This is a genomic window from Microbacterium sp. B19(2022) (assembly GCF_012030385.1).
Classification (GTDB): Bacteria; Actinomycetota; Actinomycetes; order Actinomycetales; family Microbacteriaceae; genus Microbacterium; species Microbacterium oxydans_B.
Genome location: NZ_JAAUVO010000010.1, coordinates 55,406 through 80,009 on the forward strand (window position 1 = coordinate 55,406; position 24,604 = coordinate 80,009).

A 24,604-nucleotide genomic window follows, 5' to 3' on the forward strand; every position below is an offset into this window, starting at 1 on the left:
CGAAGGAGATCTCATGGTTCGCAGCGCCTATCCCGATGTGGAGATCCCCGAGGTCTCCATCCACGAGTTCCTCTTCGGCGGGCTCGACGAGACCGAGCTCGACTCGATCGCACTGATCGACGGGGTGAGCGGAGCGACCACCAGCTACCGGCAGCTCGTCGGGCAGATCGACCTCTTCGCGGGAGCCCTCGCCGCCCGCGGGGTGGGTGTGGGGACCACGGTCGGCGTGCTGTGCCCGAACATCCCCGCGTTCGCGACGGTGTTCCACGGCATCCTCCGCGCGGGGGCGACCGCGACGACCATCAACTCCCTCTACACCGCAGATGAGATCGCGAATCAGCTCACCGATGCGGGGGCGACGTGGCTCGTGACCGTCTCACCGCTGCTCCCCGGAGCTCTGGCGGCTGCGGAGAAGCTCGGCTTCGCGGCCGATCACGTGATCGTCCTCGACGGAGTGGAGGGCCATCCGTCGCTGCCGGCGCTGCTGGGCGAGGGGCATCCCGCACCCGAGGTGTCGTTCGATCCCGCGACGCACCTGGCCGTCCTGCCCTACTCCTCCGGCACGACCGGACGACCGAAGGGCGTGATGCTCACGCATCGGAACCTCGTGGCGAACGTGTCGCAGTGCCGACCCGTTCTCGGCGTCGGCGCGAACGACCGCCTCCTCGCGGTGCTTCCCTTCTTCCACATCTACGGGATGACCGTGCTGCTGAACTTCGCGCTCCGCCAGCGCGCGGGACTCGTCACGATGCCGAAGTTCGATCTGCCCGAGTTCCTCCGCATCATCGCCGAGCATCGGACGACCTGGGTGTTCGTCGCGCCCCCGATCGCGGTCGCACTGGCGAAGCATCCGATCGTCGACCAGTACGACCTCTCGGCGGTGAAGGTCATCTTCTCCGGAGCCGCTCCCCTCGACGGGGCGCTGGCGTCTGCGGTGGCGAGCCGGCTCGACTGCATCGTCACCCAGGGGTACGGCATGACCGAGACCAGCCCGGCCGTGAACCTCACCTCCGAGACCCGCGACGACATCGACCGCTCGGCCATCGGCCCGCTCGTGCCGAACACCGAGGCACGACTGGTCGACCCGGAATCGGGCGAAGACGTGGCCGTGCCCGCCGAGGGTGCCAGCGAGCCGGGCGAGCTGTGGGTGCGCGGGCCGCAGGTCATGGTCGGGTATCTCAACCGTCCGGATGCCACAGCCGAGATGCTCGACGCCGACGGCTGGCTGCACACCGGTGATGTCGCGACCGTCACCCACGACGGCATCTATCGCATCGTCGACCGACTCAAGGAGCTCATCAAGTACAAGGGGTATCAGGTCGCCCCCGCCGTACTGGAGGCGGTGCTGCTCGAACACCCCGCCATCGCCGACGCCGCCGTGATCGGCGCCCTCGACGAAGACGGACAGGAGGTGCCGAAGGCGTTCGTTGTACGGCAGTCGGATGCCGACCTCGACGCGGATGCCGTCATGGCGCACGTCGCCGCCCATGTCGCCCCGCACGAGAAGGTGCGACAGGTCGAGTTCATCGACGTGATCCCGAAGTCGAGCTCCGGGAAGATCCTCCGCAAGGATCTGCGGATCCGCTGACGCCGGTCGGCGCCCACCCGGGCGCCGACCTCGGTCAGTCCGCGTCGAAGAGGTCGGCGTACGTCTGCAGGGACACCGGCTTGACGGGCAGCTGGGCGGCGAAGCGACCGGCGTCGGAGACCGTCCCGCCGCGCGCGGCGGCGACCGCACCGGCCACAGTCGTCTCGCAGTAGCGCCCCTGGCAGGGGCCCATACCCGTGCGGCAGCTCAGCTTGACCGCATCCACGGTGTCGGCATGCCTGTTCGCCTCGAGGAACCCGTCGACGTCGGACCGCGGAATCGCCTCGCATCGGCAGACCGTCGTCGCCGGCGTCGCGAGTGCCGTGAGGCCGGGGCGCTCGGGCGCGAACATCCGCTGCACGACCGCGGCGAACCGTCGGGAGCGGCGCAGGTCCCGTTCGATCGCCCGAGCGCGCACAGCGCCCACGGGCCTGCCGAGACCGGCGGCGATCGCCGCCGCCGCCGCGGCCCCCTCCGCCCGTGACTGCTCGGCCCCGGAGACACCGGTGGGCTCACCCGCGACGAAGACCCCGGGAACGCCCGTCTCGAAGTTGCCGTCGACCTCCACGAGCCACCCGCCGGCGGCAGAGTCCCAACGCACCGGGCATCCGAGCTGACGCGCGAGCTCGGTGGAGGCCTGGAACCCGTATCCGAGGACGACGGTCCGCGCCGGAACCTCGCGCTCGGGGCCGCGCACGCGCCACGCCCGGTCGGCCTTCGCCAGTCGGATGCCGGTCACACCGCCGTCGCCGATGATCGCGGTGGGGACCGCCGACGTCGTGATCCGGACGCCGTGTCGCACGAGGGTGAGCACGCAGCCGGCGAGCTCGGCCAGCAGACGCACATGCCCTGGCACGGCCGGAGCGGCGAGGAACAGCTCGCGCAGGGAGGGCAGTCCGCGGGCGAAGACCACCTCGGCCACGTCGGCCCCCGAACGGACCAGCTGGGCGGCCACGATCAGCATCAGCGGATGCGAGCCTGCCAGCACGACCGGACCCGCTGCCCGCACATGCTGCGCCTTCAGGAGTCCCTGTGCCGCGCCGGCCATCAGCACGCCAGGCATCGTCCATCCGGGGATCGCCACCGGCATGTCGTAGGCGCCGGTGGCGACGAGCAGCCTTCGGGCGTGCGCGCGCCGCGAACCCTGAGTGCCCGTGACGAGCACCTCGAAGTCGTCGCGGCCGGTCGAGCGCGCGTCGAGCACACCGAACACCGTCGTCTCGAACCACCAGTCGACGCCGGTGGCCCCGGCCGCATCCGCGAGCAGATCCGCCGCCCAGGGGTATCCGACCGGAGACCGCACCGGCTCGTCGAACTCGGTCGGCGGCTGACGGAAGATCTGTCCCCCCGCCGCGCGCTGCTCGTCGATCACGAGCGTCCGAAGGCCCTGTGCGTGCGCCTCGAGCGCTGCGGCCAGACCGGCCGGTCCTGCCCCGACGATCGCAAGGTCGTAGAGGTCGGCGCTCATGCGTCGGTCCGCACGTTCATGCCGTCGCGGACGGTTGTCAGGCAGGTGCGGGTCATCGGCACGCCGTCGACTGTGATCGCGCACTCGAAGCAGGTGCCCATGTTGCACAGCGGCGCGCGCTGCTCGCCGCCCCGCCGGGCGAAGCACCGCTCGCCCTCGGCCAGCATCGCCGCCGCCACGGTCTCCCCCGCCGCAGCGCGCACGGAGCGTCCGTCCACGACGAAGGACACGTCCAGCCGCCGCGGCACCGCGCGATCGGCGAGGGGCTGGTCGTTCATGCCATGACTCCGAATCTGTCCGGGGCGTAGGGCCGCAGGTCGATGTGAGGTGTGCGACCGGCAGCCAGGTCGCAGAGGGAACGGGCGAAGCTCGGCCCGAGCGTGAAGGCCGATCCCCCGGTGGCCACGAACATCCCCGGGCATCCGGGCACCTCTCCCACGAGGGGCAGCTGATCCGGGGTGATCGTCGTGGTCCCCGCCCAGGAACGCACGATGGGCAGTCGAGCTGTGCCCGGCACCACTCCGATCGCCGCGCGGGCATTGCCCACGATGGATTCCGGGAGCAGGCGAGGACGCGTCTCCAGATCCGGCGAGCCCGCGCTGCGGCTGAGTGCCGCGGGCCAGCCCCCGCCGATCAGCACCGTGCCGTTCTGCGTCTGCTTGAGCGAGAGCTTGGCGCCGGCGTGCTGGATCAGGTGTCCGATGAACGGTTCGACCGGCGCGCTCACGCTCATCATGAGGGCGAGCGGGATGGTCGGCAGGTCGGCCCCGGCGAGCGCGCCCAGTTCCGTGGTCCACACCCCCGCTGCGATCATCACCGTGTCGGCGTGGATGCTCAGCGTCGAGTCCGGACCGGCGGCGGTCACCTTCCAGCCGTGCGCGTCGCGCTCGAGCCCGGTCACGCGGGTGTGCGTGCGGACTTCCGCGCCGAGCTTCACCGCACCCCGCACGAGCGCGGGCCCCGCGGTGCGAGTCTCGGCCTTGCCCTCGATCGGGCAGAAGGCGGCGGCGATCACGGACTCCGACAGGTACGGCGCGATGCGACGCGCCTCAGCGCCGTCGAGGAGGGTGACATCCAGCCCCCACTCCTGCTCGAGACCGACTTTGCGTTCGAGCACCGCGACCTGCTCCGCCGTCTCGGCGAGCATGAAGCCGCCGCGCTGCACGACGCCGACCGATTCGCCCAGCTCATCTCCCAGCCGCGTCCAGGCCTCGGCGGCATCCAGATGCAGGGGCATGGCTGCGGCGGCGGTGCGCGCCGACTCCCACCCGTTCTCGACCATCCGATACTCGAGCTGGAAGTGCAGGCTGCCGGCGTTCTGGCCGGAGGCGTGCTGGTTCAACTGGTCTTTCTCCAACAGCAGTACGGAGGCGCCCTCGCGTGCCAGCATCCAGGTCAGTGCCCCGCCGAGCAGGCCACCGCCGATGACGACCGCGTCGTACCGCATGGTCACGACAACGGCACGGTCGCGATGCCGAGCCCCTCCAGCGTGGTGCGGACACGGTCGACCTGCGCGGTCGAGAGTTCGAGCAGGGGGCGGCGGACGAAACCGGCCGGAACGCCCTGCAGGCGCAGAGCAGTCTTCATGATCGCCTGCTGGTTTCCGAACTGCGCACCGTAGTCCGGCCCGAACCAGCTGGTCATGACCACGCGATCGCGAGCGCCGAGTTCGATCGCCCGCGCCCGATCCCCCGCGGCGAGCGCATCCCAGAAGCCGGGGTGGTCGTTGCCGAGCGGGGCTCCGGAGCCCATGAGGCCGTCACCGTGGCCGAGGGTTGCGAGATCGGCTCCCAGCGCGTTGGTCGGAACGCCGAAGTAGCGCACGCGATCCTCCACGAGATACATGGCGTCGAGGAATGCCCGGAAGTCGCCGGTCGAGTTCTTGATCGCCACGACGTTCTCGATGTCCGCCAGTTCGCTCAGGAGGTCCGGGCTCAGGTCGACGATGCAGCCACGCGGCCAGTTGTACACGGTGACGGGGAGCGAGGTGCCGTCGGAGACCTCCTGGTAGAAGGCCACGATCTCCTCGCGGGTCGGCACCATGTAGGGCGGGGGCGTCACGAGGATGCCGTCGAGCCCGGCCTCCTCCGCCGCGTGCGCATGCCGGATCGCCTCAGCCGCCGTGAACGCGTTGCAGCCGCCGATCACGCGCATGTCCGCGCGGAAACGACCGCCGAGGGTGAAGAGCTCAGCGCGTTCGGCCTCGGTCATGCTGAACCACTCGCCGGAGGTGCCGGCGAGGATGACGCCGTGCATCCCCTGCGCGGCCAGCCACTGCATCTGTCCCTCGAACGCGACGGGATCCAGCTCCCCCTCGCGCGTGAACGGGGTGGTGATCGCGGGAATGTACCCGTGCCAGTCGACGGTGTTGCGGTCCATCTGTCTCTCCTTGCTCCGACTCGTCCGACTCACTCGACCGGCATGTCCTGGGCGTGGTGGTGCACGATGCGCCATCCGTCCGCGTCTCGGCGCACCACATCCGTGACGCGCACCACTTCGACCAGCGGCTCGCCCGCCGCAGGGCGCACCTCGAGCACGTACCGGATCACCCCGGTGCCACCGAAGTCGCTCGTGACGATGCCGGTCGGCACGACGCTCGGCAGCGTCCGCCGGCGCTCCTCGGGGTCGGCGGCGGGGCCCCGCAGCTCGTCGAGTTCGGCGATACCGTGCATGAGCGTCGGCCAGGGGGTCTCCCACACCGTCACGTCATCGGCGAGGCGCGCGTCGAACGCGGCGCGGTCGGCGAGATCCTCGTACAGCGCGACGATGAAGCTCTCGAGCTCGGCGGTGGTGGTCATGCGTGTTCCTTCGTCAGATCCTGCAGCAGACGCTCGCGCAGCGGCGCGAGCCCCATCGGTCCGAGCGCGAGGGCCCGGGTGTGGAAGTCGAGTGTGGATGCGGTGCTCACCGTGCGCGCCTCGGCCCAGAGCTTCGCGCCGACCTTGAACGCCAGTGCCTGACCCGGCCAGCCGAGGTAGCGGTCCACCTCGAACCGTGCGGTCACGGGATCGACGAGGCCGTAGTGCACCAGGAAGTCGCGGGCGATCGCCGGCGTCCATTCCGTCTGGTCGGTGACCTCGTTGCGCCGCAACGGCCGACCGGTGTGCAACCCGATGTCGGCGACGATGCGCACCGTGCGCCACAGCTGTCCGAGCAGCATTCCCAGCCGTTCCGGGGCATCGCGCAGCAGACCCAGCTCGTCCGACAGCGCCTCCGAGTAATGCGCCCAGCCCTCGGCATACCCGTGGATCTCGCACAGGTAGCGCTGCCAGGGGTGCAGGGACGCATTGGCCCGGTTCACCGCATGCTCGAGGTGGTGCCCGGGGACGCCCTCATGGTGGAGACTCGTGAGTTCCTGCCAGGTCGGCACCGACGTCGCTCCGGCGGGGATCGTCCAGACGATCTTGCTGCGCACCGAGCCGTCGGGCGCTCCGGGCGTGTAGTAGACGACGCCCTTCGCGGCCCGCGGAACGACGATGTCGACATCGCGCACATCCGCGGGCAGCGCGAAGGCCGTGCCGTCGACCCGATCCAGGGTCCAGTCCAGGCGATCGCGCAGCCAGCCGACGACGTCGTCCGCATCGACGCGGTGCCCCGGGTCCTGCGCGAGCGTGCGTGCAGCGACCGAGACGTCTGCCGGCGCGCCGGTGCCGAGGATCTCTCCCGCGACACCGCGCGCCTGCCGCCACAGTCGATCGAGTTCGTGCCAGCCGTAGTCGTACACCTCGTCGAGGTCGAGTTCGGTGCCGAGGAAGCTCTGGGCGGTGGCGCGGTAGACGCCCTCGCCGACGGCATCCTGCTGCGTCGCGTGCGGAAGCAGTTCGTCGCGCAGCATCCGCTCGAAGCCCGCCATCGCGTCGGTCGCCGCGAGTGCCGCACGATCCAGGGCGATGCGGCGGGAGGCGGACAGATCTGTCGCGCGGAGGGAGCGGAAGTAGTCGACTCCGTCGGGGTCGATCCAGCCCGCGATCTGATCCGCGACCTCACGCACCTGCCGTTCCGCGGCGATGCCGGTGCCGATGAACTCGCCGCGCTCCCCCGCCGCGCGCGCCCACTTCAGGCGGTCGTCGAGCTGGGTCAGCGCCCGGGGCACCCCCGACAGACGGGTGATGATCTCGTCGCCGGCGGCGTCATCCGTGACGGTGACGTCGTCGAACGCCTCGCGCACCAGATGCACCGGTGTCGCCAGCGGTGCGAGCAGCCGTGCGGTGAAGCCGGTGTCGAACAGGGCGATGTCGCTGTCCATGCGTTCCCGAAGAGCGGCGTGCAGCGCTGCATCCTCCGTCGTCGGCTCGACGATCGCCAGGGCGTCGCGCGTGCGCACGGCGAGCGCGCGACGTTCGACCGCCCAGTCGGCGCTCAGATCGGGCAGTCGATCCTGAGCGGTGATGCCCAGCGCCTGCGCGGCGGCCGGCTCGTGGTCGGCGAGTGTCGCGACGTACTCGTCGGCGATGCGCACGGTCGAGGTGCCCGAGGTCGGGGTGTTCACCGCCCGGCCCGGTCGTCCCGCAGCACGGCGCCGCCCTGCATGACCCAGTCGATTCCGCGCAGCGCGGCCACATCCGCTGTCGGATCCGCGTCCGTGGCGATGAAGTCCGCGCGGGCACCGACTTCGACGACACCGAGATCGTCGACGCCGAGCAGTTCCGCCGCGGACGAGGTGGCCGAGCGCATGACGTCCAGCGAGGTCATGCCCGCGTCGACCATGAACTCCATCTCGCGCACCGTCGCGGTCGTGCCGTCGAAGTCCGCGGCGGGAGGCATGTCGGTGCCCATGGCGATGCGCACCCCGCTCGCGATCGCGTTCTCGAGGCTCTCCCAGTGACGCGGCCCCGCACCGAGCGCGCGCTCCTTCATCCAGGAGGGCACACCCTGCGCATCGAAGAACTCCTCGCAGCGGCTGACCGTGATCGTCGGCACGTACCAGACGCCGCGCTCGCTCATCAGGTCGGTGACCTCACGGGTCAGCTCGTAGCCGTGCTCGACGCAGTCCAGGCCGAGCTCGATGGCACGCCGCAGCGTCTCGGACGGTCCGACGTGCGCCGTGACCTTGCGGCCCCAGTCATGCGCGGTCTGGATGACGGCGGCCATCTCGTCGTCGGTCAGCTGCGGGGTGTCGATCTGCTCGTGCTCCCCCGCGATCCCGCCGGAGATGCAGACCTTGATCAGGTCGGCGCCGTGACGGATCTGCAGGCGCGTCAGTCGGCGCAGGTCGTCGGCGCCGTCGCCCTCCAGTGCGTCGGACTCCCACCCGTGCCCACCGGTGCAGCACAGCGCGTGTCCGGCGGTGTACAGCCGGGGGCCCGCGACGATCCCGGCGTCGATCCCGCGGCGCAGGGCGAAGTCGAGGTAGCGGCTCTCGCCGACCAGCCGCGCGGTCGTGACACCCGCATGCAGGGTGCGTCGGGCACTGTCTGCCATCACCAGCAGCAGGTCGGGGTCGCCCTTGGAGGCGATCTCCGCCCCGGCCGTCCCGGGAAGCGCGAGCCCCAGGTGCACGTGCATGTTGATCAGCCCGGGGCTGAGGACCCGTCCGGTCAGGTCGATCACGCGTGCGTCGCCGGCATCGAGGGTGCCGGTGGCGCCGAGCCCCGCGATCACTCCGTCGGCGTCGACGACGACGTCGAGCCCGTCCCGCAGGTGCTCGGAGCGCCCGTCGAAGATGCGGGCTCCGGTGAGGAGAACGCGGCGGTCCTCGGCGATGGTGATCATGCTTCTCCTCCCGTGGCGGGGGCCGCGACGGCCTCCGCGAGGTCTTCTTCTCTGCCCGGCAGCCGCTTCGTCGGGCCGATCTCCGGGATGGCATCGATGAGGCGCTGCGTGTACGGGTGCTGCGCGTGCTGCCACAGCTGTTCGCTGGGACCGCGCTCGATGATCTCACCCGCGTACATCACCGCGGTCTCGTCGGCGATGGCCCGCACCAACGACAGGTCGTGCGAGATGAACAGCATCGCCATCCCGAGCTCGCGGACGAGGCCCTGCAGCAACTCGACGATCTGCGCCGACGAGAAGGCGTCGAGGGCCGTGACCGGCTCATCGGCGACGACCACGCTGGGCTGGGCGGCGAGCGCACGGGCGATCGCGAGCCGCTGCCGCTGACCACCCGAGAACTGCGTGGGGTAGCGAGAGGCGGCCGACTCGTCGAGCCCGACCAGTCGCAGCAGTCGCGAGACCTCGGAAGCACGGGCGGATCGCTCCAGCGCATCGGGAGCACCGTCCAGCAGCTGCGCGCCGATCGAGCGACGGGGACTCAGCGAGGCGTACGGGTTCTGGAACACCATCTGCAGCCCGCGGTCGCGGCTCGGGCGGCGGCGCATCGTGAGCGGATGCAGCGGCTCTCCGTCGAAGCGCACCATGCCCGAGGTCGGACGGTCGATGCCGACGGCGACCCGGGCCAGCGACGACTTGCCGCATCCCGACTCCCCCACGAGTCCGACGATCTGACCGCGTTCGACGGTCAGCGAGACGCCCTTCACCGCGTGCACGGGCGGGGCTCCGCGCCGGCGGTGCGTGACGACGACGTCGTCGATCTCCAACGCGCTCATCGTGCGCCTCCTCGGTGGGTGCGCTGGGCGGCCAGTGACTGCGCCCTGGATGCGATCAGCGCGCGGGTGTAGTCGTGCGACGGCGTGTTGAGGATCTCGGTCGTTGGACCGTGCTCGACGACGGTGCCGTCCTTGAAGATGTAGGTCCGGTCGGCGATCGCGCTCATCACCCCGAGGTCGTGCGTGATGAACAGCATCGACACCCCCGTCTCGCGCGCCAGACGGTCGAACAGGCGGAGGATGCCGGCCTGCACCGTGACGTCGAGCGCGGTGGTGGGCTCGTCGGCGATCAGCAGGCGGGGCTCACACGCGAGCGCGATCGCGATGGCCGCACGCTGGCGCATGCCTCCGGAGAACTGGTGCGGATACGCCGTGATCGCCTGGTGCGGGTCGCGGATGCGCACGAGATCGAGCAGCTCGATCGCTCGCGCCTGCGCCTGCTTCTGGCTCACACCGGTGTGGTGGATGAGGTGCTCGGTGATCTGCGTGCCGATCCGCAGCAGCGGGTGCAGTGCCGCGGTCGGATCCTGGAACACGATCGAGATGCGGTTGCCGCGCACCTCGTTGAGCTCCCGGGTGCTGAGGGTCAGCAGGTCCCGCCCCTCGAACAGGACCCGGCCGGAGGCGGTCGCGCCCTCGGGAAGGATGCCCATGACCGCTGAGGCCGTCATGCTCTTTCCCGAGCCGCTCTCGCCGGCGAGGCCGACGACCTCACCCTGTCCGATCCGGATGCTCGTGTCGTGCACGAGCTCGATCTCGCCCTCCGGCGTCGGCATGACGACGGAGAGGTCCTCGATCGAGAGCAGCGTCGCGTCGCTCATCGCTTCCTCGCATTTCGTGAGCGCGGATCCAGGTAGTCCTGAACGGCGTCTCCCAGCAGGTTGAAGGCCATCACGATCGTGAGGATCGCGAGGCCGGGGAACAGGCTGATCCACCAGTTCCCGAGGTTCTGCGAGCCGAGGGCGATCATCGCACCCCATTCCGCAGCCGGGGGCCGGGGGCCGAGGCCCAGGAACGACAGCGCGGCGAGCATGAGGATGGCGTTGCCGAGCTCGATCGTCGCCATCACGAGCGCCGGGCCGGCGCTGTTGGGGATCACGTCCTTGACGATGGACTTCAGGGTCGTCGACCCGAGCAGCCGACCGGAGAAGACGTACTCCTGCTCGCGCACGCTGAGCACCGAGCTGCGGATGATCCGCGCGTACAGCGGCCAGGAGACGATCACGAGGGCGAGCACGGCGTTTCCGACGCTCGGTCCGAAGGCCGCGGCGACCGCCATGGCGAGGATGATCTGCGGGAACGCCAGCACGAGGTCGGCCACGCGCATCAGCACGTTGTCCGCCGCCTTGCCGAAGTACCCGGCCGCGAGGCCGACGCTCCCGCCGACCAAGAGCGAGAACACGACGATCGCGAGAGCGAGCGGCAGCGAGAGCTGGGCGCCGTAGATGACACGGCTCAGCACGTCGCGACCGAGGTCGTCCGTCCCCATCCAGTGCGCGGCCGACGGCGCGTCCAGGAACGGACCGCTCGTCTCGAGCGGGTCATACGGCGCGATGACCGGGGCGAGGAGCGCCGCGAGGATCCATGCCGCGATCACGCCGAAGGAGATCACGGTCACGGGCGTCCAGAACGACGTGCGCGGGGTGAACCGGCGGCTGCGACGGAATCCGCGACGACGCGGCTCCTTCGCGACGGCGAGCCGGTCGGAGGACAGGATGGTCATTTCGCTCCGATCCGGGGGTCCACGATCGTGTAGAGCACGTCGACCAGGAGGTTGATCAGGGTGTAGACGACGGCGATGAACAGCGTCACGCCGAGGATCGCCTGCAGATCGAGCGACAGCGCACTCTTGTAGGCGTACTGCCCGAGCCCCGGCCACGAGAGCACCTGCTCGACGAGCACGGCGCCACCGAGCAGGGACGCGAACATCAGCCCGGTCACGGTGAGCACGGGAAGCAGACCTGCTTTGAAGACGTGCCGCCAGGTGATAGTCCGCGCCGGGAGGCCCTTCGCGGTGGCGGCGCGGATGTACTCGGCGTCCAGCACCTCGATCATGGCGGAGCGCACGAAGCGCAGCAGGCCCGAGACGGTGAGCGCGGTGAGGATGCCGACGGGGAGGATGAGGTGCCAGACGGCGTCGGCGAACACGTCCCACTGCCCGGCGAACACGGCGTCGAGCGAGTACATGCCGGTGACGGTGGGCGGCGGGTCGTACTCGTTGCTCAGTCGTCCGCCGTTGGGGACGAGTCCGAGCGCGTAGAAGAAGACGTACAGAGCGACCAGCGCCAACCAGAACGGCGGGGTGGAGAGCCCGACGAGGGACACACCGCGGATGCCGCCGTCGATGGCCGAGCCCTTGCGGGTGGCGGCGATCATGCCGAGTGCCACGGCGATGATGATCGCGAGGATCATGGCGGGCAGCGCCACCTCGAGCGTCGCGGGGATGTACTGCGCGAGGTCCTGGGTGATCGGGCGGTGGGTCTGCTGCGAGATACCGAGATCACCCTGGAAGAGGTTCGCGATGTAGCGGCCGTACTGCACCCAGATGGGCTGGTCCAACCCCCACTTCTGCTCGAACGCGGCGCGCAGCTCGGGGTCGTCGTAGGCCTGCTGCGACAGGTTCGCGGCGGCCGGGTCCCCGGGGACGATGGTCATGAGCGCGAACGTCACGAGGGTGACCCCCCAGAGGAGGATGATCGCGCTGATCAGCCGGCGGCCGATCATCTGCAGGAGGGCTGGCATTGCTCGTTCGCCTTCGGTGAGGTGGTGAGAACCGGAGGTCGGCCGCCCGACAGGAGGGACAGGCGGCCGACCGCGGCGGACTACTTCGCGGAGATGGCCGCGAGGTCGACCGTCCAGCCGGCCGGCGTGTACGACGCGCCGACCAGGTTCGAGGTGGCGACGACGATGCCGGCGTTGTTCGCGAGGACCACGAAGGGCGAAGTCTCGTTCATGACCTTCTGCCAGGCGATCATGGCCTCGGCACGCCCTTCCGGCGTCACCTCGGCGTTCACGGCGTCGCTGGCCTCGACGGCCCGCGGGTCGGCGCGCTCCACGGTCCATCCCGCACGGGTCGAGGTCGACGCACCGGGCGCCATGTTGTTCACGAGCGAGTCCGCAGCCGGGTAGTTCAGGCTGTTCGGCGAGAAGTTGATCTCGTTCTTACCCTCGGACTGCGACTGCAGGAAGACGTTGATCGGCTCCGGCTGCAGCTCGATCTCGATGCCGGCCTTCTTCGCGTCCTGCTGCACCTTCGTGACGATGGTGCCGAGGTCGACGCCGCGGTACGTGATCGCCGGGTAGACGAGGTTCACCTTCGGCGAGGAGATGCCCGCCTCCTCGAGCAGCGACTTCGCCTTCTCGATGTCCTGCGGCTGCACCTCGGACTCGTCGAGCGCGCCACCGAATGCGGGCGGGACGAGACCGGCCGCGGCCGTCGCACCCTCACCGAAGATCTCAGCGATGCCTGCGCCGTCCACGCTGGCACGCAGCGCCGCGAGGAACGCCGGGTTGGAGGTGATCTCCGAGACGGCGGGGTCCTGGTTCACGCTGAGGAAGTACGACGTGTCGGCGACCCCGGAGACCTGGAGGTCGTCGGAGAGCTCGGCGGCCTGCGGGCCCGAGAGGTCGAGGGCGATCTCATCGGCCTTGGCGCGGGAGATCGTGAGCTTCTGGTTCTGCACGTCGACGTTCTGCACGACCACGCGCGAGTAGGCCGGGGCGTCGCCCCAGTAGTCCTCGTTCACCTCGAGCACGACCTTCGAGCTCGAGTCGTAGCTCTTGATCTTGTACGGGCCCGAACCGAGGCTGGCCTCGTCGAGCTGCGTGCCGACCGTGTCCGCGGAGGCTGCATCGGCCGCGTCGGTCGCTCCGAGCTTCTCCGCCTCCTCGGCGTTCAGGATGCTCGCTGCCGGCATCGCGAGGACGACCGGGACGTTCGGGTTCGGGGTCGGGCTGGTCACGACGACGGTGTCGTCGCCGTCCGCCGCGAAGGTCAGTCCCTCGACGGTCTGGGAAGAGGATCCCTTGAGGTTCTGCAGGCGGGTGAGGCTGAACACGACATCGTCCGCGGTCACCGCGGAGCCGTCGGCGAACGTCGCGTCCGGGTTCAACGTGAAGGTCCAGGTCGTGCCGTCGTCGGACTGCACCCACTCACTGGCGAGTTCGGGCACGACGGTGGTGACGTCGGAGCCTTCGTACGTCACGAGGGTGTCGTACAGCGCGTGCACGATGATGTTGCCGGTCTGCTCGTAGACGAGTCCCGGGTCGAGGGTCTTCAGCACGAACGAGGTGTCGACCGTGAGGGTCTCACCGCCGCCCGAGGCTGCGTTGTTCGATGAAGCTGAACAACCGGCGAGCACGAGTGCGGCCACGGCGAGAGATGAGGCCAGGGCGAGGGGTTTCGCGAAGGATGAAGTCATCGTCGATCTTCCTGTGATCATGAGGCAGGACGCAGTAGAGTTCTGGGAAGTTGATCCGGTTGCTCGCGCGTTCGGGGAACGGATTTCAATCTGATCGAGATTTTCAATCCGATTAAAAGATACAATCACATTGAAATCGAACATGCAACAGTCATCCGTTCGATCGAAAGGATCGATGAATCTCGTGCTCGGCGAACGCCTCAAGTCCCTCAGGGCCGCGAAGGGTCTCACCCTGCGGCAGCTCTCCGACCTGTCCGGTCTCTCGGTCAGCATGCTCAGCCAGATCGAGAGCGGCTCAGCCGATCCGAGTCTCGGCTCGCTGCGGAAGCTCGCCCAGGTGTTCGAAGCCTCGATAGCCACGCTGTTCAGTGATCCCGATGCGCCGAACGTCTCCGTCAGTCGCCCGGGAGCCCGGCATCGGCTCAGCGGGTCCGACGCCGGCTTCGTCTACGAGCGCCTCACCCCGGGACGCGGAGACCTCGAGGTCCTCACCGCCGACATCCCTCCGGGAGCCGCGAGCTCCACGCACCCCTGGGGTCACCCGTCGACCGAGTGCGTCTTCGTGATCAGCGGCGAACTCACCGTCGAGATCGCCGGGCAGACGTATGTGATCGTGGGCAGCGAGTCGATCACCTTCGATTCCCGCCAGCCGCACCGCTACTTCAACGACAGCGAGGCGATGACCTCGATCGTCGTCTCGGTCACTCCCCCGTCCCCCTGACATCCCCCGGTGCGACCACCGGCATCCCGGAAACGAAGAAGCCCGCCACCCCGAAACGGGGCGGCGGGCTTCTTCGTGAGCGAAGTGCTTACTCGGACTTCTTCTCGACAGCGTCCTCGGCGGCAGCCTCGGCTGCTTCGCCCTCGGCCTGCGACTCGGCGCCAGCCTCGGCAGCGTCCTCGGCGGGAGCCTCCTCAGCAGGAGCCTCCTCGACGACCTCGGCGGGCTTCTCCGCCTTCTCAGCCTTCTCGGCCTTGGGCGCAGCAGCAGCCTTCTTGGTCGACTTCGCCTTCGGGGTGACGGGCTCGAGAACGAGCTCGATCACGGCCATCGGAGCGTTGTCGCCCTTGCGGTTGCCGACCTTCGTGATGCGGGTGTAGCCACCCTCGCGCTCGGCGACGAGCGGTGCGATCTCGGAGAACAGGATGTGCACGACTTCCTTGTCACCGATGACCGACAGCACGCGACGACGCGCGTGCAGGTCGCCACGCTTGGCGAAGGTGATCAGACGCTCGGCGAGCGGACGAAGGCGCTTGGCCTTGGTCTCGGTCGTCTTGATCGACTTGTGGGTGTAGAGCGCCGCCGCGAGGTTGGCAAGCATGAGACGCTCGTGTGCGGGGCCGCCTCCGAGGCGGGGACCCTTAGTGGGCTTGGGCATAATCGTCTAACTCCTGGTCAGAAAGGTCGGGTTTCAGAAGGACTCGTCTTCGCTGCCGCCGTAGAAGTGGGCGCCGTCGAAACCGGGCACCGAATCCTTGAGCGACAGACCGAGCGAGATGAGCTTGTCGCGCACCTCGTCGACCGACTTCTGGCCGAAATTGCGGATGTTCATGAGCTGCGTCTCCGACAGGGCGACGAGCTCCGAAACAGTGTTGATGCCCTCACGCTTCAGGCAGTTGTACGAGCGGACCGACAGGTCGAGGTCTTCGATCGGCATCGACAGCTCGCTGGAGTTCACAGCCTCCACCGGCGCCGGGCCGATCTCGATGCCCTCGGCCTCGACGTTCAGCTCGCGGGCGAGACCGAACAGCTCGGTGAGCGTCTTGGCAGCCGAAGCGACGGCGTCGCGGGGGCTGATCGCCGACTTGGTCTCGACGTCGAGGACGAGCTTGTCGAAGTCGGTGCGCTCTCCGGCACGAGTCGCCTCGACGCGGTAGCTGACCTTGAGGACCGGCGAGTAGATCGAGTCGATCGGGATCTGACCGGCCTCGGCGTACTCGTTGCGGTTCTGCGTCGCCGAGACGTAGCCACGGCCACGCTCGATGGTGAGCTCGAGCTCGAACTTCGCGGTCTCGTTCAGCGTCGCGATGACGAGCTCGGGGTTCTGCACCTCGACACCGGCCGGAGCCGAGATGTCGGCGGCGGTGACCTCGCCCGAACCGGTCTTGCGCAGGTACGCCGTGATGGGCTCGTCGCGCTCCGAGGAGACGACCAGCTGCTTGATGTTGAGGATGATCTCGGTGACATCCTCCTTCACGCCGGGGATGGTGCTGAACTCGTGCAGCACGCCGTCGATGCGAACGCTGGTGACAGCAGCACCGGGGATCGACGACAGCAGGCTGCGGCGCAGCGCGTTGCCGATCGTGTAACCGAAGCCGGGCTCCAGAGGCTCGATGATGAACCGGCTACGGTTCTCGACGATCTTTTCCTCGGTCAGTGTGGGACGCTGTGCAATAAGCACTCTGTGTTCCTTTCGATCACATGCCCGCTATATGACATGTGGTGGGGTGAGGTTTTGAGTTGTGGAAGTCGATGCCCGTACGCGGGCGTCGAGCCGCTCGGACCACGAATGGGCCGAGCGGCTCGAGGCGCGTATCAGACGCGGCGGCGCTTCGGCGGACGGCAGCCGTTGTGCGCCTGGGGCGTGACGTCCTGGATCGAACCCACCTCGAGGCCTGCGGCCTGCAGCGAGCGGATCGCGGTCTCGCGGCCGGAGCCGGGACCCTTCACGAGGACGTCGACCTTCTTGACGCCGTGCTCCGCGGCCTGGCGGGCAGCGGACTCGGCAGCAAGACCTGCGGCGTACGGGGTCGACTTGCGGGAGCCCTTGAAGCCCACGCCACCCGACGATGCCCACGCGATGACAGCGCCGGACGGGTCGGTGATCGAGACGATCGTGTTGTTGAACGTCGACTTGATGTGGGCCTGGCCCAGCGCGATGTTCTTCTTTTCCTTGCGGCGCGGCTTGCGCGCGGCGGCCTTGGGTGCAGCCATGAAAGTGTTCTCCTAGTCCCTGGGGCCGCGCTTAGCGGGCCTTCTTCTTGCCTGCGACGGTGCGCTTCGGGCCCTTGCGGGTACGGGCGTTGGTCTTGGTGCGCTGACCACGGACCGGGAGACCACGACGATGGCGGATGCCCTCGTAGGAGCCGATCTCGACCTTGCGGCGGATGTCTGCTGCAACCTCGCGGCGCAGGTCACCCTCCACCTTGTAGTTGCCTTCGATGTGGTCGCGGAGGAGGATCAGCTGGTCGTCGCTGAGGTCCTTCACGCGGATGCTCTCGTCGATATCCGTCGCCTTGAGGATCTCGACCGAGCGGGTACGGCCGACGCCGTAGATGTAGGTAAGGGCGATCACCACGCGCTTGTCGCGCGGGATGTCAACGCCGGCAAGACGTGCCATGCGGTTCTCCTGGGTGTTGTGGAGGTGTGGAACAGGATCGGTGCCCGGGCCTCCGCCCCGAGGTGTCCCCCGCTCGCGCGGGTTCTGATCCTGCCGTTGTGTGTTCAGTTATGAGATGTGCGTGAGCGATGCCGCGCAGCTCGGGCCCGTCGATCGGATCGGCGGTCCCGCCGGGGACTCAGCCCTGGCGCTGCTTGTGACGCGGGTTGCTCTTGCAGATCACCATGACGCGGCCGTGACGGCGGATCACTTTGCAGTGATCGCAGATGGGCTTGACGCTGGGGTTGACCTTCATGATTTTTCCTGTTCGCTGTCTTCGTACCGCCCCGAACCGGGGCAGGCCGTTACTTCTCGACCGATCAGCGGTAGCGGTAGACGATACGGCCGCGGGTCAGGTCGTAGGGGCTGAGCTCCACGACCACACGGTCCTCGGGGATGATACGGATGTAGTTCTGCCGCATCTTGCCGGAGATCGTTGCAAGGACCTTGTGTCCGTTGCTGAGCTCAACGCGGAACATCGCGTTGGGCAGAGCCTCGGAGATCACGCCCTCGATCTCGATGACACCGTCTTTCTTAGCCATAGCCTCGCTGACGCTTCTGCAGATCGGTCGATCTGCGGTGGGTGATTGGATTGTGGTGCTGCGCCGACGGACACGCCGAATCAAGGCACAAAGCACCAAAGATCTATGTTAGACGCTCCGGCGGCATCCGGCAACTTGACCGCCCATGGGCGGGGAGCTGTCGGATCAACCGAGCAGCTTCTCCATCTCGGTGATCTCGCCGGCCTGCAGGTCGAGGCGCTTGCCGTTGACCTCGATGGTCGGCGTTCCTGCGATCTCGTGCGCCTGGGTCTGGTCCCCGACGAAGTCCATGTACGTGCCATCTGCGATGCAGTCGGCCGCGGCTCCCCCGCCGGCCTGCTCAGCGAGTGCCGCGAGCTCGTCGTCGGTGAGGCCGGCGCTGTTCTCCTCCGGCTGGTTCGCGAAGAGCAGGTTGAAGTAGTCCAGGGCCGCTTCCGGCGCCTTTTCGGCCACGCAGTAGACCGCTGCGGCCGCACGCGTCGAGAACTTGGTGTTCTGCGAGTAGCGGTCGAGGATCGAGATCGGGTGCAGGTTCAGCGTGATCTTGCCATCGGCGGCCGCGGCCTGCAGCTGCTCGCCGTACTGCTTCTCGAAGTCGCCGCAGATCGGGCACATGAAGTCGACGAACGTGTCGACCTCGTCCTTGCCATCGCCGAAGGAGATCGCGCCGGTCTCCTCGTTGATGATGTCGCTCTTGGGCGCCGCACCGGGAGCGGTGGCCTGGTTGTTGAGGAACACCACGAGTCCACCGATCGCCACCAGCACCACGACCACGGCGATGGAGACGCCGATCGCGAACCAGTTGGTGTTGCTCTTCGCCGCTGCCATTACTTTCCGATCTCTCGAGGCTCGACTCCGAATGGAGCGAGTCCGGCTCTTCCGCCATCGGGCGCAGTCAGCACCCAGATACCCCCATCATGCAGGGCGACGCTATGTTCCCAATGGGAGCCGTCCGTGCCGTCGACCGTCGTGACGGTCCAGTCATCGTCCTCGATGAACGTCGAATCCCCACCCGCCGTGACCATCGGCTCGATCGCGAGAACGAGGCCGGGCTTGACCTCTTCGCCGCGGTCGGGAGTGCGGTAGTTGAAGACGCTGGGGGCCTCGTGCATCTTGCGGCCGATGCCGTGCCCGACGTACTCGCGGAGGATGCCGTACGACTCCCCCGAGACCACTGAGGGCCCCTGCGCCTCGATGTAGTCCTGGATGGCCGCGCCGATCTCATCGATCGACGAGACGGATGCCATCGCGGCGATCCCCGCCCACAGGGATCCCTCGGTCACGCGGGAGAGCTCTTCGCGCTGCACGACCAGTTCGGGCCGCTCCGGGTCGGGGACGACGACCGTGATCGCGCTGTCGCCGTTCCAGCCCTTGAACTGCGCGCCGCAGTCGACCGAGACGATGTCGCCCGGCTGCAACACCCGCTCGCCGGGGATCCCGTGCACGACCTGCTCGTTCACCGAGATGCAGGTCGTGTGGTGGTAGCCGCGCACCAGCTGGAAGTTCGACTCCGCGCCACGGGCAAGGATCGTACGGTTCGCCACCGCGTCCAGCTCGAGCGTCGTGACGCCGGCCTTGATCAACGGGCGGACGGCCTCCAGCGCTGCGGCCGTGATGAGACCCGGCTCGACCATGGCTCGCAGCTGAGCCGGGGTCTTGTAGATCGACCGGCGGAACATCTCAGGAAGCGGAGGCCGCGAGGCGAAGACCGCGGGCGGCCAGGGCCGCCGTGATCCGCTCGGTGACGTCGTCGAGAGCGCCGGTGCCGTCGATGCGGTCCACGATGCCCTTGGGGCCGTAGACCTCGATGATCGGAGCGGTCTCGCGCTCGTAAATGTCGAGGCGGTGGCCGATGGCCTCCGGGGTGTCGTCGGAGCGGCCCTGCTCGGTGGCGCGGAGCGTCAGACGCTCCAGGCTCTCCTCGCGCGGCACGTCGAGGAGGATGACCGCGTCGAGCGACTCCCCCCGCTCCGCGAGGAACGACTCCAGGTGGGCGACCTGCGCGGTGTTGCGCGGATACCCGTCGAGCAGGAATCCGTGCGCCGCGTCTTCCTGGGACAGCCGATCGCGCACGATCTCGCTCGTCAACTCATCCGGAACGAGGTCACCCTTGTCGAGGATCGCCGTGACCTGCTGGCCCAGCGGCGTCCCCTCCTTGATGTTCGCGCGGAAGATGTCACCGGTCGACACGACCGGGATGCCGTAGGACTCGGCGATGCGCACGCCCTGCGTGCCTTTGCCGGAACCCTGCGGGCCGACGATGAGAAGACGGGCGGATGCTGTCATCGGAGGAGCCCTTCATAGTGTCGCTGCTGCAGCTGCGCGTCGATCTGCTTGACCGTCTCGAGACCCACACCGACGATGATGAGGATCGAGGCGCCGCCGAACGGGAAGTTCTGGTTCGCGCCGACCGTGGCCAGTGCGATCAGCGGGATGAGCGCGATCAGGCCGAGGTACAGCGAGCCCGGGAGCGTGATGCGGGTGAGCACGTAGTCGAGGTACTCGGCCGTCGGGCGGCCCGCACGGATGCCGGGGATGAACCCGCCGTACTTCTTCATGTTGTCCGCGACCTCGACCGGATTGAACGTGATCGCCACGTAGAAGTAGGTGAAACCGATGATCAGCAGGAAGTACGCGGCCATGTACACCGGGCTGTTGCCCGTGGTGAAGTTCGCGGTGATCCAGCTGACCCACTCGGGCGGCGTCGATCCGTCCTGCGGAGTGTTGAACTGCGCGATGAGTGCCGGGATGTAGAGCAGCGACGACGCGAAGATCACGGGGATCACACCCGCCATGTTCACCTTGATCGGGATGTACGTGTTGGTGCCGCCGTACGTGCGGCGACCGACCATGCGCTTCGCGTACTGGACGGGGATCCGTCGTTGCGATTGCTCGACGAAGACGACGAGCCCCATGACGATGATTCCGACCAGCAGCACCAGCAGGAAGACCTCGAAGCCCTTGGTCTGCCAGATGAGGCCCATGGCGCCGGGGAACGTCGCGGCGATCGAGGTGAAGATGAGGAGCGACATGCCGTTGCCGATGCCACGCTCGGTGACGAGCTCGGCGAACCACATGATGAGACCGGTACCGGCCGTCATAGTCATAATGATGAGCAGCTGCGCCCACCACACGTCGTTCGTCAGGAGCTGCTGGCAGGCCGCGAGATCGGTCGAGCCGAAGAGCTGGCCGCTGCGCGCCACCGTGACGAGAGTCGTCGACTGCAGCAGCGCGAGAGCGATGGTGAGGTACCGCGTGTACTGGGTCAGACGGGCCTGACCGGCCTGTCCTTCCTTGTGCAGTGCCTCGAAGTGCGGGATGACCACGCGGAGCAGCTGCGTGATGATCGTCGCCGTGATGTACGGCATGACGCCGAGGGCGAAGATCGACAGCTGCAGCAGTGCACCGCCGGAGAAGAGGTTGACCAGTCCGAGCAGGCCGTCGGTGCCCGCGTTCGCCGCAAGGCACTCCTCGACGTTCGGGAAGTTCACGAACGGCGCAGGGACGTTGGAGCCGAGACGGTAGATCGCGATGATGGCGAGGGTGAAACCGATCTTCCGACGCAGGTCCGGGGTGCGGAAGATCCGCGCGATGGCGCTAAACAAGGACGTTCCTCCTGAAAAGTTGCCGATTCCCGAAGGACGGCTGAAAGACCAGGGTAACGCAATCCGGGGTTCCCGGAATTCGTCACCGATACCAGGCCCGCCGGATGCGGCCCCAGAGCGAGGTCTCGGAGTGTGAAACGACGAGAGGGGCCGGAGAATCTCCGGCCCCTCTCATCTTGCGGTTACTTGACGGATCCGCCCGCCGCGACGATCTTCTGCTCGGCAGAACCCGAGACCTTGTCGACCGAAACGGTGAGCTTCACGGCGATGTCGCCGTTTCCGAGAACCTTGACCTTCTCGTTCTTGCGAACGGCACCCTTGGCGACCAGGTCGCCGATGGTGACATCGCCACCCTTGGGGTACAGCTCCGCGAGCTTCTCCAGGTTCACGACCTGGTACTCGACGCGGAACGGGTTCTTGAACCCGCGCAGCTTCGGGGTGCGCATGTGCAGCGGCATCTGCCCACCCTCGAAGCCGACGCGAACGGTGTTGCGCGCCTTGGTGCCCTTGGTACCACGACCAGCGGTCTTACCCTTGGAACCCTCACCACGGCCGACGCGAGTCTTGGCGGTGTTGGATCCGGGGACCGGACGCAGGTGGTGCACCTTCAGCACGCCGGGGCGGGATGCCGGAGCATCCTTCGCCGGCGCAGCCTTCTTGGCGGCCGGCTTCTTGGCCGGAGCGTCAGCCTTGGCGGCGGACGCAGCGGTCTTGGCCGGAGCCTTCTTCGCAGCGGGCTTCTTTGCAGCAGCAGCCTTGGGAGCTGCAGCCTTCTTCGGGGCCTTCTCGGCCTCGACGGCCTCGTTCTTCTCAGCCATTAGTCGATCTCCTCAACCTTGACGAGGTGTGCGACGGTCTTGACGTAACCGCGCGTCTGCGCGTCGTCGGGGCGGACGGTGGTGTCACCGATCCGCTTGAGACCGAGGCTGCGCAGCGTGTCACGCTGGTTCTGCTTCTCGCTCACCTTGGACTTGATCTGCGTGACCTTCAGTCGCGCGGCCATCAGGCACCTACCTTCTGTGCGGCGATGGCCTCGGCCTCTGCACGCACGAGGCGGGCAGGGGCGACCTGGTCGAACTCGAGACCGCGACGAGCGGCGACCGCACGAGGCTCCTCGAGCTGCTTCAGGGCGGTGACCGTCGCGTGCACGATGTTGATCGTGTTCGACGAACCGAGCGACTTCGACAGCACGTCGTGGATACCGGCGCACTCGAGCACGGCGCGGACCGGACCACCGGCGATGACACCGGTACCGGCAGCGGCCGGACGGAGCAGGACCACACCAGCGGCGGCCTCACCCTGCACCGGGTGCGGGATGGTGCTGCCGACGCGCGGAACGCGGAAGAAGTTGCGCTTGGCCTCTTCGACACCCTTCGAGATCGCCAGGGGGACCTCTCGGGCCTTGCCGTAGCCGACGCCGACCAGACCGTTGCCGTCACCGACGACCACGAGGGCGGTGAAGCTGAAGCGACGACCACCCTTCACGACCTTCGAGACGCGGTTGATGGTGACGACGCGCTCCAGGAACTGGTTGTCGCCACGGTCGCGCGAGTTGCGGTCGCGGCCGCCACCCTGGTTGCGATCGCGACCGCCGCCACGGCGGCCCTCGCGAGCAGGCTCAGCCTGGGTCGTGCCGGCGGCCGTCTCAGAGACGACAGCGGCCGCCTCGGGAGCGGCAGCAGCCGTTTCGGTCACTTCGTTCTCCTTGTTGTCACTCACAGTGCCAGACCCCCTTCGCGGGCGCCGTCGGCGATGGCGGCGACACGACCGGCGTAGCGGTTACCGCCACGGTCGAACACTGCCTCGGAAACGCCGGCAGCCTTCGCACGCTCGGCGAGGAGCTCGCCGACCTTGCGGGCCTTGGCGGTCTTGTCACCCTCGAGCGAGCGCAGGTCGGTCTCGAGCGTCGATGCCGACGCCACGGTGTGACCCTTGCTGTCGTCGACCAGCTGCACGAAGACGTGGCGGGCCGAGCGGTTGACGACGAGGCGCGGACGCACCTCGGTGCCGACGACCTTCTTGCGAAGGCGGGCGTGACGACGCGCGCGGGCGTCAGACTTTGACTTGAGAGCCATGGTTACTTACCACTCTTTCCGGCCTTGCGACGCACGTTCTCGCCGGCGTAGCGCACACCCTTGCCCTTGTACGGCTCGGGCTTGCGGATCTTGCGGATGTTGGCAGCTGCCTCGCCGACAGCCTGCTTGTCGATCCCGCTGACGGTGAGCTTGGTGGTGCCCTCGACCGTGAGCGTGATGCCGGCGGGCGGGTCGATCAGGACCGGGTGCGAGAAGCCGAGGGCGAACTCGACCGAGCTCCCCTTCTGCTGCACGCGGTAACCGGTGCCGACGACCTCGAGACCCTTGGTGTAGCCCTGGGTCACGCCGATGATGTTGTTGTTGATGAGCGTGCGGGTCAGGCCGTGAAGCGACCGCGACTCGCGCTCGTCGTCGGGACGGGAGACCAGAACCTGGTTCTCCTCGACCGCGACCTCGATGGGGTTGGCCACCGTCAGGGTGAGCTCACCCTTGGGGCCCTTCACCGAGACCACACGGCCTGCGACCGAAACGGTCACGTCCGCGGGAACGTCGATGGGAAGTCGTCCAATACGCGACATTTCGAATTACCACACGTAGGCGAGAACTTCTCCGCCCACGCCCTTCTGCTCAGCCTGACGGTCGGTGAGAAGACCGGAGGAGGTGGACAGGATGGCCACGCCGAGACCGCCGAGGACCGTGGGGAGCTCGGTGGACTTCGCGTAGACGCGGAGGCCGGGCTTCGAGACGCGCTTGATACCAGCGATCGAGCGCTCACGGTTGGGGCCGTACTTCAGCGTCAGCGTGAGGTTCTGTCCGACGCGAGCGTCAGAGGTCTCCCAGCCGGCGATGTAGCCCTCCTGCTGGAGGATCTGAGCGATGTTCGTCTTGAGCTTGCTCGACGGCAGGGTCACGGAATCGTGGTGCGCCGAGTTCGCGTTACGCAGACGGGTCAGCAGATCTGCGACCGGGTCTGTCATTGTCATTGTTGTTTTCCTTTGTTCATGAGGTTCCGGCTGCCG

The 24,604-nt window shown here is 68.0% G+C and carries 30 protein-coding genes; 2 read left to right on the forward strand and 28 right to left on the reverse strand.

Translation table 11 applies throughout. The annotated features are described in order from the left end of the window. The first annotated feature begins 13 nt into the window (after window positions 1-13). Window positions 14-1,588: an AMP-binding protein gene (locus HCX50_RS10875; protein ID WP_167634373.1), complete on the forward strand. Its 1,575-nt coding sequence runs from the start codon at window positions 14-16 to the stop codon at window positions 1,586-1,588. A 34-nt stretch (window positions 1,589-1,622) separates the two neighbouring features. On the opposite strand, the gene HCX50_RS10880 is transcribed toward HCX50_RS10875, so the two are convergent. From HCX50_RS10880 to HCX50_RS10930, 12 genes are all read right to left on the reverse strand, one after another. Continuing rightward, window positions 1,623-3,056 (reverse strand): FAD-dependent oxidoreductase, encoded by a 1,434-nt coding sequence (locus HCX50_RS10880; RefSeq protein ID WP_167634375.1) that lies wholly within the window; start codon window positions 3,054-3,056, stop codon window positions 1,623-1,625. After that, window positions 3,053-3,334, reverse strand: coding sequence for a 2Fe-2S iron-sulfur cluster-binding protein (locus tag HCX50_RS10885; RefSeq protein WP_105710431.1), 282 nt, complete (start codon window positions 3,332-3,334; stop codon window positions 3,053-3,055). The genes HCX50_RS10880 and HCX50_RS10885 overlap by 4 nt, the downstream gene beginning before the upstream one ends. Next, on the reverse strand, window positions 3,331-4,503 hold the full coding sequence (locus tag HCX50_RS10890; RefSeq protein ID WP_237682454.1) for an NAD(P)/FAD-dependent oxidoreductase: 1,173 nt from the start codon (window positions 4,501-4,503) through the stop codon (window positions 3,331-3,333). The genes HCX50_RS10885 and HCX50_RS10890 overlap by 4 nt, the downstream gene beginning before the upstream one ends. 2 nt (window positions 4,504-4,505) lie before the next feature. Continuing rightward, window positions 4,506-5,435, reverse strand: a complete 930-nt coding sequence (locus tag HCX50_RS10895; protein WP_167634378.1) for a dihydrodipicolinate synthase family protein — start codon at window positions 5,433-5,435, stop codon at window positions 4,506-4,508. A 29-nt stretch (window positions 5,436-5,464) separates the two neighbouring features. Beyond that, entirely contained in the window at window positions 5,465-5,854 is a 390-nt protein-coding gene (locus HCX50_RS10900) for a nuclear transport factor 2 family protein (protein WP_167634380.1), read from the reverse strand. After that, window positions 5,851-7,545: a DUF885 family protein gene (locus HCX50_RS10905; protein WP_167634382.1), complete on the reverse strand. Its 1,695-nt coding sequence runs from the start codon at window positions 7,543-7,545 to the stop codon at window positions 5,851-5,853. The genes HCX50_RS10900 and HCX50_RS10905 overlap by 4 nt, the downstream gene beginning before the upstream one ends. Next, window positions 7,542-8,768, reverse strand: coding sequence for an amidohydrolase family protein (locus tag HCX50_RS10910; RefSeq protein WP_167634384.1), 1,227 nt, complete (start codon window positions 8,766-8,768; stop codon window positions 7,542-7,544). The genes HCX50_RS10905 and HCX50_RS10910 overlap by 4 nt, the downstream gene beginning before the upstream one ends. Beyond that, window positions 8,765-9,601, reverse strand: coding sequence for an ABC transporter ATP-binding protein (locus HCX50_RS19725; protein ID WP_205829022.1), 837 nt, complete (start codon window positions 9,599-9,601; stop codon window positions 8,765-8,767). Before HCX50_RS19725 ends, HCX50_RS10910 begins: the two co-directional genes overlap by 4 nt. Next, window positions 9,598-10,422 carry an ABC transporter ATP-binding protein gene (locus HCX50_RS19730; RefSeq protein WP_205829023.1) on the reverse strand — a complete coding sequence of 275 codons (825 nt, stop codon included), beginning with the start codon at window positions 10,420-10,422 and terminating at the stop codon, window positions 9,598-9,600. Before HCX50_RS19730 ends, HCX50_RS19725 begins: the two co-directional genes overlap by 4 nt. Further along, window positions 10,419-11,324: an ABC transporter permease gene (locus HCX50_RS10920; RefSeq protein ID WP_167634386.1), complete on the reverse strand. Its 906-nt coding sequence runs from the start codon at window positions 11,322-11,324 to the stop codon at window positions 10,419-10,421. The genes HCX50_RS19730 and HCX50_RS10920 overlap by 4 nt, the downstream gene beginning before the upstream one ends. Continuing rightward, a complete protein-coding gene (locus HCX50_RS10925; RefSeq protein WP_091029574.1) occupies window positions 11,321-12,343 on the reverse strand; it encodes an ABC transporter permease in 1,023 nt (340 codons plus the stop codon). Before HCX50_RS10925 ends, HCX50_RS10920 begins: the two co-directional genes overlap by 4 nt. An 80-nt stretch (window positions 12,344-12,423) precedes the next feature. Further along, window positions 12,424-14,022, reverse strand: coding sequence for an ABC transporter substrate-binding protein (locus HCX50_RS10930; RefSeq protein WP_167634388.1), 1,599 nt, complete (start codon window positions 14,020-14,022; stop codon window positions 12,424-12,426). A 175-nt stretch (window positions 14,023-14,197) separates the two neighbouring features. On the opposite strand from HCX50_RS10930, the gene HCX50_RS10935 reads away from it, so the two are divergent. Beyond that, window positions 14,198-14,743: a helix-turn-helix domain-containing protein gene (locus HCX50_RS10935; RefSeq protein ID WP_205829025.1), complete on the forward strand. Its 546-nt coding sequence runs from the start codon at window positions 14,198-14,200 to the stop codon at window positions 14,741-14,743. An 88-nt stretch (window positions 14,744-14,831) separates the two neighbouring features. On the opposite strand, the gene rplQ is transcribed toward HCX50_RS10935, so the two are convergent. The 16 genes from rplQ to rpsH form a co-directional block, all read right to left on the reverse strand. Then, window positions 14,832-15,401: a 50S ribosomal protein L17 gene (gene rplQ / locus HCX50_RS10940; RefSeq protein ID WP_167634390.1), complete on the reverse strand. Its 570-nt coding sequence runs from the start codon at window positions 15,399-15,401 to the stop codon at window positions 14,832-14,834. A gap of 33 nt (window positions 15,402-15,434) precedes the next feature. Next, on the reverse strand, window positions 15,435-16,424 hold the full coding sequence (locus tag HCX50_RS10945) for a DNA-directed RNA polymerase subunit alpha (RefSeq protein ID WP_029260932.1): 990 nt from the start codon (window positions 16,422-16,424) through the stop codon (window positions 15,435-15,437). Window positions 16,425-16,558: 134 nt separating this feature from the next. Next, complete coding sequence (rpsK, locus tag HCX50_RS10950) at window positions 16,559-16,957, reverse strand: 30S ribosomal protein S11 (protein ID WP_091029563.1); 399 nt, start codon at window positions 16,955-16,957, stop codon at window positions 16,559-16,561. Between the two features lie 31 nt (window positions 16,958-16,988). Next, a complete protein-coding gene (gene rpsM / locus HCX50_RS10955; protein ID WP_091029560.1) occupies window positions 16,989-17,363 on the reverse strand; it encodes a 30S ribosomal protein S13 in 375 nt (124 codons plus the stop codon). A gap of 178 nt (window positions 17,364-17,541) precedes the next feature. After that, complete coding sequence (gene rpmJ, locus HCX50_RS10960) at window positions 17,542-17,658, reverse strand: 50S ribosomal protein L36 (RefSeq protein ID WP_005050492.1); 117 nt, start codon at window positions 17,656-17,658, stop codon at window positions 17,542-17,544. 64 nt (window positions 17,659-17,722) lie between these two features. Next, a complete protein-coding gene (infA, locus tag HCX50_RS10965) occupies window positions 17,723-17,944 on the reverse strand; it encodes a translation initiation factor IF-1 (protein WP_017201569.1) in 222 nt (73 codons plus the stop codon). A gap of 165 nt (window positions 17,945-18,109) precedes the next feature. Next, window positions 18,110-18,772, reverse strand: a complete 663-nt coding sequence (locus tag HCX50_RS10970) for a DsbA family protein (protein ID WP_091029557.1) — start codon at window positions 18,770-18,772, stop codon at window positions 18,110-18,112. Beyond that, complete coding sequence (map, locus tag HCX50_RS10975; protein WP_167634392.1) at window positions 18,772-19,623, reverse strand: type I methionyl aminopeptidase; 852 nt, start codon at window positions 19,621-19,623, stop codon at window positions 18,772-18,774. Before map ends, HCX50_RS10970 begins: the two co-directional genes overlap by 1 nt. Before the next feature lies 1 nt (window position 19,624). Next, entirely contained in the window at window positions 19,625-20,230 is a 606-nt protein-coding gene (locus HCX50_RS10980) for an adenylate kinase (RefSeq protein ID WP_167634394.1), read from the reverse strand. Then, the gene (gene secY / locus HCX50_RS10985) at window positions 20,227-21,549 is read right to left on the reverse strand and encodes a preprotein translocase subunit SecY (RefSeq protein ID WP_029260928.1); all 1,323 of its coding nucleotides are present in this window, start codon (window positions 21,547-21,549) and stop codon (window positions 20,227-20,229) included. The genes HCX50_RS10980 and secY overlap by 4 nt, the downstream gene beginning before the upstream one ends. Window positions 21,550-21,731: 182 nt before the next feature. Further along, window positions 21,732-22,367, reverse strand: coding sequence for a 50S ribosomal protein L15 (rplO, locus tag HCX50_RS10990; protein ID WP_091029546.1), 636 nt, complete (start codon window positions 22,365-22,367; stop codon window positions 21,732-21,734). Further along, window positions 22,367-22,552: a 50S ribosomal protein L30 gene (rpmD, locus tag HCX50_RS11000; protein ID WP_017201575.1), complete on the reverse strand. Its 186-nt coding sequence runs from the start codon at window positions 22,550-22,552 to the stop codon at window positions 22,367-22,369. The genes rplO and rpmD overlap by 1 nt, the downstream gene beginning before the upstream one ends. Further along, window positions 22,552-23,244, reverse strand: a complete 693-nt coding sequence (gene rpsE, locus HCX50_RS11005) for a 30S ribosomal protein S5 (RefSeq protein ID WP_374225474.1) — start codon at window positions 23,242-23,244, stop codon at window positions 22,552-22,554. Before rpsE ends, rpmD begins: the two co-directional genes overlap by 1 nt. A 20-nt stretch (window positions 23,245-23,264) precedes the next feature. Continuing rightward, a complete protein-coding gene (gene rplR / locus HCX50_RS11010; RefSeq protein WP_029260926.1) occupies window positions 23,265-23,624 on the reverse strand; it encodes a 50S ribosomal protein L18 in 360 nt (119 codons plus the stop codon). Between the two features lie 2 nt (window positions 23,625-23,626). Beyond that, on the reverse strand, window positions 23,627-24,163 hold the full coding sequence (rplF, locus tag HCX50_RS11015) for a 50S ribosomal protein L6 (RefSeq protein ID WP_091029539.1): 537 nt from the start codon (window positions 24,161-24,163) through the stop codon (window positions 23,627-23,629). Between the two features lie 6 nt (window positions 24,164-24,169). Then, window positions 24,170-24,568, reverse strand: coding sequence for a 30S ribosomal protein S8 (gene rpsH / locus HCX50_RS11020; protein WP_029260924.1), 399 nt, complete (start codon window positions 24,566-24,568; stop codon window positions 24,170-24,172). Window positions 24,569-24,604: the final 36 nt, after the last annotated feature.

Coding starts and splice junctions, on each gene's coding strand:
- rpsH (WP_029260924.1), bottom strand. CDS start 24,568: ATGACAATGACAGACCCGGTCGCAGATCTGCTGACCCGTCTGCGTAAC.
- HCX50_RS10980 (WP_167634394.1), bottom strand. CDS start 20,230: ATGACAGCATCCGCCCGTCTTCTCATCGTCGGCCCGCAGGGTTCCGGC.
- HCX50_RS10925 (WP_091029574.1), bottom strand. CDS start 12,343: ATGCCAGCCCTCCTGCAGATGATCGGCCGCCGGCTGATCAGCGCGATC.
- rpsM (WP_091029560.1), bottom strand. CDS start 17,363: ATGGCACGTCTTGCCGGCGTTGACATCCCGCGCGACAAGCGCGTGGTG.
- HCX50_RS10885 (WP_105710431.1), bottom strand. CDS start 3,334: ATGAACGACCAGCCCCTCGCCGATCGCGCGGTGCCGCGGCGGCTGGAC.
- HCX50_RS10935 (WP_205829025.1), top strand. CDS start 14,198: ATGAATCTCGTGCTCGGCGAACGCCTCAAGTCCCTCAGGGCCGCGAAG.
- HCX50_RS10920 (WP_167634386.1), bottom strand. CDS start 11,324: ATGACCATCCTGTCCTCCGACCGGCTCGCCGTCGCGAAGGAGCCGCGT.
- HCX50_RS19725 (WP_205829022.1), bottom strand. CDS start 9,601: ATGAGCGCGTTGGAGATCGACGACGTCGTCGTCACGCACCGCCGGCGC.
- HCX50_RS10875 (WP_167634373.1), top strand. CDS start 14: ATGGTTCGCAGCGCCTATCCCGATGTGGAGATCCCCGAGGTCTCCATC.
- rpsK (WP_091029563.1), bottom strand. CDS start 16,957: ATGGCTGCACCCAAGGCCGCCGCGCGCAAGCCGCGCCGCAAGGAAAAG.
- rplF (WP_091029539.1), bottom strand. CDS start 24,163: ATGTCGCGTATTGGACGACTTCCCATCGACGTTCCCGCGGACGTGACC.
- rplR (WP_029260926.1), bottom strand. CDS start 23,624: ATGGCTCTCAAGTCAAAGTCTGACGCCCGCGCGCGTCGTCACGCCCGC.
- HCX50_RS10930 (WP_167634388.1), bottom strand. CDS start 14,022: ATGACTTCATCCTTCGCGAAACCCCTCGCCCTGGCCTCATCTCTCGCC.
- rplO (WP_091029546.1), bottom strand. CDS start 22,367: ATGGCTGAGAAGAACGAGGCCGTCGAGGCCGAGAAGGCCCCGAAGAAG.
- HCX50_RS10900 (WP_167634380.1), bottom strand. CDS start 5,854: ATGACCACCACCGCCGAGCTCGAGAGCTTCATCGTCGCGCTGTACGAG.
- HCX50_RS10880 (WP_167634375.1), bottom strand. CDS start 3,056: ATGAGCGCCGACCTCTACGACCTTGCGATCGTCGGGGCAGGACCGGCC.
- HCX50_RS10970 (WP_091029557.1), bottom strand. CDS start 18,772: ATGGCAGCGGCGAAGAGCAACACCAACTGGTTCGCGATCGGCGTCTCC.
- rplQ (WP_167634390.1), bottom strand. CDS start 15,401: ATGCCCAAGCCCACTAAGGGTCCCCGCCTCGGAGGCGGCCCCGCACAC.
- rpmD (WP_017201575.1), bottom strand. CDS start 22,552: ATGGCCGCGCGACTGAAGGTCACGCAGATCAAGTCCAAGGTGAGCGAG.
- HCX50_RS10910 (WP_167634384.1), bottom strand. CDS start 8,768: ATGATCACCATCGCCGAGGACCGCCGCGTTCTCCTCACCGGAGCCCGC.
- rpmJ (WP_005050492.1), bottom strand. CDS start 17,658: ATGAAGGTCAACCCCAGCGTCAAGCCCATCTGCGATCACTGCAAAGTG.
- HCX50_RS10895 (WP_167634378.1), bottom strand. CDS start 5,435: ATGGACCGCAACACCGTCGACTGGCACGGGTACATTCCCGCGATCACC.
- HCX50_RS19730 (WP_205829023.1), bottom strand. CDS start 10,422: ATGAGCGACGCGACGCTGCTCTCGATCGAGGACCTCTCCGTCGTCATG.
- infA (WP_017201569.1), bottom strand. CDS start 17,944: ATGGCTAAGAAAGACGGTGTCATCGAGATCGAGGGCGTGATCTCCGAG.
- HCX50_RS10890 (WP_237682454.1), bottom strand. CDS start 4,503: ATGCGGTACGACGCGGTCGTCATCGGCGGTGGCCTGCTCGGCGGGGCA.
- map (WP_167634392.1), bottom strand. CDS start 19,623: ATGTTCCGCCGGTCGATCTACAAGACCCCGGCTCAGCTGCGAGCCATG.